3 protein-coding genes are annotated in these 6,517 nt (G+C 39.9%); all 3 read left to right on the top strand.

From position 1 onward, the window contains the following. The first annotated feature begins 436 nt into the window (after nucleotides 1-436). A complete protein-coding gene (locus RG963_RS16040) occupies nucleotides 437-2,326 on the top strand; it encodes a PKD domain-containing protein (RefSeq protein WP_310577285.1) in 1,890 nt (629 codons plus the stop codon). A 789-nt stretch (nucleotides 2,327-3,115) separates the two neighbouring features. Then, on the top strand, nucleotides 3,116-4,507 hold the full coding sequence (locus RG963_RS16045; protein WP_310577286.1) for a PKD domain-containing protein: 1,392 nt from the start codon (nucleotides 3,116-3,118) through the stop codon (nucleotides 4,505-4,507). 885 nt (nucleotides 4,508-5,392) lie between these two features. Beyond that, a partial coding sequence (locus RG963_RS16050) for a YncE family protein (protein WP_310577287.1) occupies nucleotides 5,393-6,517 on the top strand: 1,125 nt, incomplete at its 3' end.

Raw genomic sequence — 6,517 nt, forward strand, 5'->3', positions numbered from 1 at the left:
TTTTACAGAACTTTTAGTACGCTACCTTTTTGTGCTGAAATTCCTTGGTATTTCTACGCTTATTCGCTTCAATCAGATCCTTCTTTTTAGACAAATTCTCTTAAATTATAAAATTATTATTTAATATTCAAAAGAGAAGGTTTAAAAATTGACATGGAGTTCACAATACTAATATTTTTTAAATAAAATTAAAAAGACTTTTATTATTCTCTTACTTTTGATTGATGTAACAGTCAGAGAGCTGATCCCAAAACTTCAAATCATGTTACTAAATCTCAAATTTGGAAATAATCAATCGAGCTTCTGATTCGAAAAATGGTTCTGAAACTCTTATTGATGTGGAAACAAAACTGGTTTTGGGATGGGCTCAGAGTACAAATAAAAACAGATGAGTTCTATTGATAATAATTGATAATTTAAACACGGGAGACTTAAATTGAAAAAAATTACATGCGATGAAACACACAGAGGGTGTGTCCTCATGAAAGCTTTCGGAATACCGGTGCTGGTGCTTTTAATGCTGGTGAGTATCACAGGTGCAGTGCCATTTGCATATATTACGAACTCCGCCAACGATACTATCTCTGTAATTGACATGGCAACAAACAATGTAACAACCACAGTGCCTGTAGGGAGTGGTCCAGGGGGTGTTGCAGTCACACCGGATGGAACAAAGGTATATGTGGCGAACTCTAACGACGGGACTGTCTCTGTAATTGACACAGGCACAATCACTGTAATATCTACTGTGAATATAGGAACCGAAAGTGGTCTTACGGGAGTTGCCGTTAACTCTGCGGGAACAAAGGTATATGTAGTCGGTAATAACGGAACTGTCTCCGTAATCGATACAGCCACAAATAATGTTACAGCCACGGTGAATGTAGGAAGTGGTTCCCAAGGGGTTGCAGTCGACCCGGATGGACTAAAAGTATACGTGACGAATGATGGCGACGGGACTGTCTCTGTAATTGACACTACCACAAACAATGTCACAGCCACGGTAAATGTAGGAAAATATCTTTCGGGAGGTGCGGCCAATTCGGCAGGAACAAAGGGATATATAGTGAATATCGTCAGCAACATCATCTCGGTAATTAAAATGGAAAATAATGTTACATCCACATCGAATGTAGCAGGACAGCTTGTGGGAGTTGCTGTCAACCCGGCGGGAACAAAGGTATATGTGGCGAACTCTAACGACGGGACTGTCTCTGTAATTGACACAGCTACAAACAATGTCACAGCCACGGTGAATGTAGGAAGCAAGCCTGCAGGAGTTGCAGTCAATCCGGCAGGAACAAAGTTATACATGACGAACTGGTACGAAAACGGGGGCGGTACCGTATCTGTAATTGACACTACTGCAAACAATGTAACAGACACGGTGAATGTAGGAAGCAAGCCAGCAGGAGTTGCAGTCACACCGGATGGAACAAAGGTATGTGTAGCGAACTACGGAAGCAACACTGTCTCTGTAATCGACACGGCAACAAATACTGTTACAACCACGATGAAAGTAGAAGGTGGCCCTTGTGGAGTTGCATTGAACCCAGCAGTAGAAAAACCATTATTTTCGGTTGCAAACTTCAGCAGCAACGTCACTTCTGGAATCATGCCATTAACTGTCTCTTTTACCGATACCAGTACAGGATCTCCCACTTCATGGAAATGGAGTTTTGGAGATGGTAATAATTCAACTGATCAAAATCCAGTATATACATATAGTAAAATTGGAAAATACACTGTTAAGTTCTCAGAAAATAATTCTGCGGGCATTAGTAGGGTAACAAAATCGAAGTATATAACTGTCACAAATGGTGTGGTAGCTCCAAATGCCAACTTTATAGCGTCTTTTACTGATGGAAAAGCACCACTGGGAGTGACATTTACCGATACCAGTACAGGATCTCCCTCTTCATGGAAATGGAGTTTTGGAGATGGTAATAATTCAACTGATCAAAATCCTGCCAACGTATATAGTAAAGCCGGAAATTATACTGTTAAATTAACAGTAAATAATTCTGCGGGCAGTAGTATGGCAACAAAATCGAAGTATATAAACGTCCTGATCCCCCCAGTTGCGGCTTTTTCGGCATCTCCTACTAAAGGAAAAGCTCCATTAACAGTGACATTCAAAGATAAGAGTAAAGGATCCCCATCCTCAGGGACATGGAGTTTTGGAGATGGAAACACTTCAGAAGCTGAGAATCCTGTAAACATATACAGTAAAGCAGGAAATTACACAGTAACACTTACAGCAACCAATGCTGCAGGTAATAATACGACAATGAAGTCTGAATATATTAAAGTGAACAAAAAGTGAATGTCTTAATTGATTAAACAATAAAAAGGTCAAGCTTAAAGAGGAGTGGGGGAATTATTGACCAGATCAACCAAAAAGTTCTTCGCTGCTTCGAGTGGGTAGTTCATATTTTCTTTCTGAATGTGAGAGTGAAATATCTAATATTTAAAAACATTTGTTGTTAGATCCCACATGCAAGGTCGATTGTTATTGTTCTGACATGATAACTTTCGCACTATGCAATTATGTTCAACCCATACAAAACAGCGAAGAGTCATTAAAAATTTGGGGAAATGAGTTTCCCAGAATCTCCACCAGACTTTTTTGCCGCCCGGCTTCAATTGCTTTCTTACTAATGCATACTTAATGTTTTTAGAATCAAATTCCCATTGTGTTTTAATCCGTGTTTTTCAACAACTTATCCTTCTCAATTTAGTTTCTCAACTTCTTTTAAGTCCGTTTGAAATTCTTAATCAGTGCCTACAATTGAAGTATTTTTATTTAGGGCTCAACGATTAATTGAAAAATCAATATCAATAACCCTTCTAATGTTCTAATAATAAATATCTTATTTAATTATTTTATACTTTATTCTATACATCAAATACTTAATACTAAAAATATGCTAAATGTAGAAAGTACTTTATATAAGGACAGATCTATCTTTATATTTAGTAAATGTTGAGAATATTTTGCTCTTAAGAAAAGAGATTTTTGCAACCAACTGTCAGCAAAATCAATGCTAGGTTTTGGAGAATCCACAGTACATTAAGAAATGTCAGAATAACGAAAGATGAAGGAGCAGGATAAATGAAAACTAACAAAAAATTGCATTCAGCAGCTTTAACATCAACAGCTCTGATTTTATTTTTAATTTTCGTTTCGTTTACGGCATCGGCAACTACTGAGCAAAGTGCTTCGTCTGCAGGGACGTATGCATATATTACGAATGAGTTTAGCAGTACAGTCTCTGTAATTGACACAGCCACAAGCATTGTTACAGCCACGGCATCTGCAGGAAGTCAACCTGCTGGAGTTGCAGTCAATCCGGCAGGCACAAAGGTATATGTGGCGAACTTTTACCTCGGAAGCTATGAAAGTGCCCTTTCAGAATCAATTATTGCAAAACCGGCACTAATAAAGGGAACAAAGGAACATGTGGAGACCGGTGAGGGAACTGTCTCCGTAATCGACACAGCTACAAATACCCTTACAGCCACTGTGCCTGTAGAAAGCTATCCTATTGGAGTTGCAGTCAACCCTAAGGGAACACAGATATATGTCACGAACCGGGGCAGCGACGTTGTCTCTGTAATTGACGCAGCTACAAATACTGTTACAGCCACTGTGCCTGCAGGAAGCGCTCCTAACGGAGTTGCAGTCAACCCGGCGGGAACAAAGATATATGTGACGAACCTCGGAAGCAACAGTGTCTCCGTAATCGACACAGCTACAAATACCTTTACAGCCACTGTACCTGTAGGAAGCAGTCCTTTCGGAATTGCAGTCAATCTGGCGGGAACAAAGGCATACGTGTCGAACGCTGGGGAAGGAACTGTATCTGTAATTGACATAGCCACAAATACTGTTACAGCCACTGTGCCTGTAGAAGGCTGGCCTTTGGGAGTTGCAGTTAACCCGGCTGGAACAAAGGTATATGTTGCGAACTATGAAAGCAGCACTGTCTCTGTAATTGACACAACTACAAATACTGTTACAGCCACTGTGCCTGTAGGAATCGGTCCTTTCGGAGTTGCAGTTAATCCGGAAGGAACAAAGATATGTGTTGCGAACCAGGGTAGTGACACTGTATCTGTAATTGACATAGCTACGAATACTGTTACAGCCACCGTGCCTGTAGGAAGCTCTCCCGATGCTTTCGGGCAGTTTATAGTTCCTCTCCAAGCAAAATCGGTTCCTCCTGTAGCAAAATTTTCTGGGACACCTACCTCTGGAAAAGCATCATTAACTGTTGCTTTTACTGACAAAAGTACAGGAACACCGACTAAATGGAAATGGAGTTTTGGAGACGGAACAACTTCAACAACTCAGAATCCGAAACATAGATATTTGGTAGAAGGAACCTATACAGTATCACTTAAAGCAACCAATGATGCAGGCAGCAGTACGAAAACATTAAGAAATTATATAACCGTGACACCCACAAATACAAGACCGGGTATATATTCTAAAAGCAAATAAACTCTTAGATTGAATAAACGAAAAAAGATCAAGGCTAAAGGATAATGATAACATAAGGTCTGATTTTGTCATACATTCTGTTTACTCTAGTGTGATAGAAACAGACCTTAACCCTGTAACTAGAATCTTCACCATGAGTTTTTAGATCCCGGTGCCTCAATTGACTTCTGGTTAATACATACTTAATGTTTTCAGAATCAAATTCTCATTGTAACTTTTATTCGTGTTTTTCAACACCTTATCCTCTAAATTGAGTTTCTCAACTTTGAGTTTCTCAACTTCTTTTTAAGTTAGTTTGAAATTCTCAATTTGTACTTACAATTAAAGCATTCTAATTTAGCATTTAACGCTGAACTGAAAAATCAACAGTATTAAACCTTCAACTGTCCTGTTCACAAATATACTAATTAAGTCTTATATACTGGTTTTTGTGCTTCAAATGTTCAATTATTAAAAATATATTATATTTATAAAGTACTTTATATGGGGACAAATCAATCACTATTTTTTGTAAATATTGCGAATACTTGATCTCAGGCGAAGAGATCTTTGCAGCCCACGTTCAGCAAAATCAATGCTAGTTTTTGAATAACCCACAGCACATTAAACAGATCTGAATAACTTAAACCTATATTCGGTAGGTTGACATTAAGATTTGGATCTTTCTCAGGATAGTGCTTTTAGACATCACATAAATTTGTACTGTATTTGAAACTGGTTAATATATGGCCAAAATCTTACTATTTGTACGAGCAGCGAACCATTTTTGTAATAATGTTTAGTATGGGGAGTAATGTGTTTCCTCCAGAACACTATCATTAAACATCTTCAGAAGGGAACCAGTTCCCTGCCGAATGTTGGACGAAAGATAAAGGAGTAGAATACATGAAAACGAACGAAAAATTGTATTCAGTAGCTTTAGCCTCAACAGCCATTGTTTTATTTTTAATTTTTGTTTTATCTACTGCATCGGCAGCTACTACGCAAATTGCTTCAAAAGCAGTGCCATATGCGTATATTACGAACAGCGGAGGCACTACTGTCTCTGTAATTGATACATCCACAAACAAGATTACAGCCACGGTGGATATAGGCTCCAGTCCTTACGGAGTTGCAGTCAACCCGGCTGGAACAAAGGTATATGTGGCAAGCGACGGCAGCGACACTGTCTCTGTAATTGACACAGCCACAAACAAGATTACAGCCACTGTGCCGATAGGATCTCATCCTTGGGGAGTTGCGGTCAACCCTGCGGGAACAAAGGTATATGTGGCGAACGAAGGCAGTGGTACTGTCTCTGTAATTGACACTGCAACCAACAAGGTTACAGCCACTGTGCCTGTAGGAAATTATCCTTGTGGAGTTGCAGTCAACCCGGCGGGAACAAAGGTATATGTGGTGAACACTCTCGACAACACTATATCTGTAGTTGACACGGTCACAAACAAGGTTACAGCCACTGTGCCTGTAGGAAATGTCCCTACTGGAGTTGCTGTCAACCCGGCTGGAACAAAAGTATATGTGACGAATGAGTACGATGTTTCTGTAGTTGACACAGCTACAAATAAGGTTACAGCCACAGTGAATGCAGGAAGTTACCCCTGGGGAGTTGCGGTCAACCCGGCTGGAACAAAGGTATATGTGACGAACTATGGGGACAACACTGTCTCTGTAGTTGACACAGCCACAAACAAGATTACAGCCACTGTGCCTGTAGGAGATTATCCTTTAGGAATTGCCATCAATCTGGCGGGAACAAAGGTATATGTAGCGAACGAAGAAAGCAGCACCGTCTCCGTAATTGACACAGCAACAAACAAGGTCGTAGCCACTGTACCTGTAGGAAAAGATCCTGTTGCCTTCGGGCAGTTTATGGGTTCTATCCCAGTAAAAGCCCCAATACTTCCTGTTGCAAACTTCGGGGGATCGACAGTCTCAGGAAAAGCACCATTAAATGTCATATTTACGGACACCAGCACAGGCTCGCCAACTGCGTGGAAATGGAATTTC

Source organism: Methanosarcina baikalica, from assembly GCF_031461075.1.
Taxonomy (GTDB): Archaea; Halobacteriota; Methanosarcinia; order Methanosarcinales; family Methanosarcinaceae; genus Methanosarcina; species Methanosarcina baikalica.

Excerpts from the sequence above, each read along its gene's own strand:
- RG963_RS16045 (WP_310577286.1), top strand. The coding sequence starts at position 3,116 with ATGAAAACTAACAAAAAATTGCATTCAGCAGCTTTAACATCAACAGCT.